Raw genomic sequence first — 4,013 nt, forward strand, 5'->3', positions numbered from 1 at the left:
TTTTATCTTTAATCCATCATAGCTAGCGATGCAACAAAGCCATTCCAGTGTCAAGCACTGGAATGACATCGTTTACTATGTGATATCGTGCCATATTGCAATGTTTGTACAGTTGTGGAATGAATCACGGTATGACGTAGGGCTATGCTAGTATAGGCACATTATATGAAGAAGTACTAGCGTTGGGAATACTAGAAAAAAAATACTTACACTAAAAGAAACTTCAGTAGTAAATTCAAAAAGGAAGTTTAAATCCAGGTGGTAAACCCATCATACCTGCAAGATCAGGAGTTGCATTTGCCATATCTTCTTCTGCTTTTTTAATGGCATCATTAAATGCTGCTGTTACTAAATCCTCTACTATATCTTTTTCCTCATTTCTCATAAGTTCTAAGTCTATGTTCACCTTTTTAGCTTTATAGCTACCTATTTTTATGACTTCCACTAATACAGAAACTTTGCCGCCACCAGAAATACCTTGAAACCCTTTTCCAATATATTTTTCTTGAGCTTCTGCAAGCTTTTTTTGCATCTCTTGCATTTGTTTCATTATTTGACTAAGATCCACAACTTACTCCTTATTTTCTATATTAACTACTTTTGCACCTTTAAACGTGTCAAGTATATCCTTGACTGCAGGTGCATAATTTAAATCACTCACTTCCCTGTTTATATAACCCGTATCAACTGTAATAACCCACTCCTGCTGAGTCACCTGGTTTAAGTAATTTTTTAAATCATTGCAAAAATTACTATCCAACTTAGATACAGCTTCTAATTTTAAATATCCAGGTTTACAATCTATTAATTGTAGATTATTGCACAGTTGTTTGTAAAGATAAATTTGGTTACTCCGCCTTAATAGTTGCAAAATCTTATCAAAATCGTAATTTTGTTGTTTATTTTCCACATGGATCCCAGTGTCACGCACTGGGATGACAGAGTGGGGTTGTTGTTTACTTTCCACGTATTTTTTTGGATCTGAGTAGTCAGCTACTTGGATGACAGAGGGGGAAGGTGCAACAGGTCTGCCCTGTCTATTTCCTTGCTCTGCATTCTGTGAAAGAACTTTTTTGATCACCTGTTCTGGAGAAGGTAGATCAGAGAGATAGCAAAGACTAATTAGCATCATTTCAGCAGCAACATCGTTGCATGTTGAAGTTTTTATATCTTGAATACTTTTAAGCAACACCTTCCACAATCTCGAAAAAAATATTAAAGATCTCTTTATACTTAAATCTTTTATCCTATTCTTTTCATGCTCTGTAACTGCATTATCAATTTCTTTTGTAATCAAAAAACGGCATACTAACTGAATTGTTTGCAATAGACCTTCAAAAATACTAAGTGGGTTTGCTGTTTTTATCGCCTTGTCAAACACTAACAAAGCTTTCTGTAAATCACCTTCTAATATTGCCCCTAATAGATCGAATATAATATCTTTATCCACTAAGCCAAGTATGCCTGTCACATTTTTAGTGGATATTGCACCATCTTTGCTATATAGCACTGCTTGATTCATCAAAAACAAGGCGTTACGCATTGAATTTCCAGAGTGTCGTGCAATTAATTCTAATGCTCCCTTTTCAATGGAATAACTCTCTTTTCGTGCAACATCATTTAAACGTTCCACTATTTTAGCTACAGGAATGTTGTGTAAATCAAATCTTTGACAACGTGCAATAATAGTTATTGGTATCTTTTTTATTTCCGTAGTTGCTAAAATGAACTTTACACTAGATGGTGGCTCTTCTAGGGTTTTAAGTAATGCGTTAAATGCGCTGCTGGATAACATATGTACTTCATCTATAATGTAGACTTTGAATTTAGAGCTTATAGGTGAATAGCAAATATCTCCCAGGATTACTTTAATATCGTCAATGCTAGTGTGACTTGCTGCATCGATTTCAATTACATCTGGATGGCTTGAATTTTTTATTGCTAGACAATTTTCACATGATCCGCAAGGTTCAAAAATTGGCCCCAGGGAACAATTCAAACATAAAGCTATTATCCTTGCAGTGGTGGTTTTACCAACTCCACTACTACCAGAGAGCAGTATAGATTGTGGGATTTTGTTTAAAATAAAAGCATTTTCTAATACACGCACTAATATATCTTGACCTACTAGATCTTTGAAGCTACCAGGACGATGTTTTGATGCTATATTCATAGCCTCGGATAAAACAAATAATGAAATAGGTATGCAACCCAAAAAGGTTCTGATATGGCTGCTTCATTTCTGATCTGACCAAATTACAGAGTTTTTGCCTGCATACCTTATAAAATATTATACTTTTTTTTTTATTTAGCAAGGTATATCCTATATTAGTCTTATAATTTATATGTTAGACCTTTTGCAACATTACTTTGGAGTAAACAACTGTTACCTAAAATACTCTTCTTCTGTCATCCCAGTGCTTGACTACTTGGATCCAGAAAACTTAATTTTAAATGAATACATCAGGCTGTTGCATAATAAGAACTGGATTCCAGTGTCAAGCACTGGAATGACACCCTTCCGGTGGGAATTGCTCTCAAACTACAATGTTCGTACAGTTGTACTGGGATCCAGATATAAAAATATTTGCAAATTATGCAATGTACAACGGATTCTAGGAGTATATGTTAAAAATAATGTCCATAAAATGTCCATAATGAAATAAGCTGGATGCCAGTATCATGCGCTGGGATGACAATCTATAAGTACTGGGATAATAAAAGAGGAATATTATGATTTTATATCATTTTCCTCTTTGTCCATTTTCACGAAAAGTTAGAGCTCTTCTCAAAGAAAAAAAGTTGGGCTGTGATCTAGTGTATGAAAATCCGTGGGAAAAGCGGACTGAATTTATGGAGATCAACCCAACCGGGCAAGTACCAGTATTAATAGATAATAACTCTGTAATAGCGGATAGTAATGCCGTTTGTGAATATATAGAAGAGACTTACAATAGCGATATAAAATTACTTGGTTCATCCACTATTATTAAGTCTAAAATACGCGCTCTAATCAATTGGTTCGATAACAAATTTTACAATGAAGTTACTAAGTATATTATGAATGAAAAAGTAATTACTAACCGCAGCCCTGACTCTAGATTTCTTCATGCAGCTCAGCATAACCTGCCTTGCCATATGGAATACATCGAACACTTAATTAACAAGAACGTTTGGCTTGCAACTGATAAGTTCACTTTAGCTGATATTACTTTAGCATCGCATACTTCCGTAATGGATTATGTAAGTAGTTTTCCATGGGAAAAAAGTAAAATTTTAAAAGAATGGTACTCCATTGTTAAATCAAAGCCTTGTTTTCGTGAGATATTATTAGAGAGGATTTCTGGTTTAATCCCTCCTAAACATTATGCTGACCTTGATTTTTAACTTATGTTAGCTTTAAAGCTACAGTCATTCCTTCATCAGTTGGAATCAATATAGAGAAATATTTTTTTTCATCTGATAATCTATTATTAAACTCCCTCATGGCATGCCATGATTTTTCTGATACTTCTTTTGGAGGCGATTCTAAAAATACTGTGTTAAACAGTAGAGTGTTATCTGCAACGATTAGCCCATCTTGTTTAATGTATGACTCTGCCCAATCTAAATACTTAGGATAACTACTTTTGTCAGCATCAATAAATATCATGTCAAATGGTGCTTTTGCTGATAATTCATTAATTTTTTCCAGTGCATCGCCTTCTATTAGAGTAATTTTATCACTTAGATTAAAAGCACTAAAATTTTTTTTTGCTATTCTTGAGTGTTGAGGATTATTTTCTATTGTATATATATGACCGTCTTTTAGTAGAGCTTTTGCCATGCAAATCGACGAGTAACCGTATAACGTGCCAATCTCAACAATACTTTTGATTTTTTGGATTTTTATAAATAAACTTAATAGCTTTCCTTCTTCAGGGCCAATTTGAATATGTTGCTTTTTTTCAAGAATACAATATTCTTCTATTTTTTTATATTCTTTTGCAAATAGATTTCTTATGTATGACAAT

Annotated in this window: 4 protein-coding genes, 1 other RNA gene and 1 pseudogene; 2 read left to right on the forward strand and 4 right to left on the reverse strand. The window is 33.7% G+C overall.

What is annotated here, in order from left to right; all coding sequences use genetic code 11:
• Positions 1 to 235 precede the first annotated feature (235 nt).
• From OZD61_RS04510 to ffs, 3 genes are all read right to left on the reverse strand, one after another.
• Positions 236 to 550 carry a YbaB/EbfC family nucleoid-associated protein gene (locus tag OZD61_RS04510; RefSeq protein ID WP_338062834.1) on the reverse strand — a complete coding sequence of 105 codons (315 nt, stop codon included), beginning with the start codon at positions 548 to 550 and terminating at the stop codon, positions 236 to 238.
• 21 nt (positions 551 to 571) lie between these two features.
• The gene (gene dnaX / locus OZD61_RS04515) at positions 572 to 2,173 is read right to left on the reverse strand and encodes a DNA polymerase III subunit gamma/tau (RefSeq protein ID WP_274980009.1); all 1,602 of its coding nucleotides are present in this window, start codon (positions 2,171 to 2,173) and stop codon (positions 572 to 574) included.
• Between the two features lie 15 nt (positions 2,174 to 2,188).
• An RNA gene (ffs, locus tag OZD61_RS04520) (signal recognition particle sRNA small type) lies at positions 2,189 to 2,288 on the reverse strand.
• Positions 2,289 to 2,396: 108 nt separating this feature from the next.
• Here ffs and OZD61_RS04525 point away from each other — a divergent pair.
• Together OZD61_RS04525 and OZD61_RS04530 are read left to right on the forward strand one after the other, a co-directional pair.
• Positions 2,397 to 2,525: pseudogene (locus OZD61_RS04525) on the forward strand (WPE palindromic element domain-containing protein); the annotation flags it as partial.
• Positions 2,526 to 2,733: 208 nt separating this feature from the next.
• A complete protein-coding gene (locus tag OZD61_RS04530; RefSeq protein ID WP_274980010.1) occupies positions 2,734 to 3,387 on the forward strand; it encodes a glutathione S-transferase family protein in 654 nt (217 codons plus the stop codon).
• Between the two features lies 1 nt (position 3,388).
• On the opposite strand, the gene OZD61_RS04535 is transcribed toward OZD61_RS04530, so the two are convergent.
• Complete coding sequence (locus OZD61_RS04535) at positions 3,389 to 4,012, reverse strand: O-methyltransferase (RefSeq protein ID WP_274980011.1); 624 nt, start codon at positions 4,010 to 4,012, stop codon at positions 3,389 to 3,391.
• Position 4,013 lies beyond the last annotated feature (1 nt).

The organism is Wolbachia endosymbiont of Drosophila bocki (assembly GCF_028982005.1).
Classification (GTDB): Bacteria; Pseudomonadota; Alphaproteobacteria; order Rickettsiales; family Anaplasmataceae; genus Wolbachia; species Wolbachia pipientis.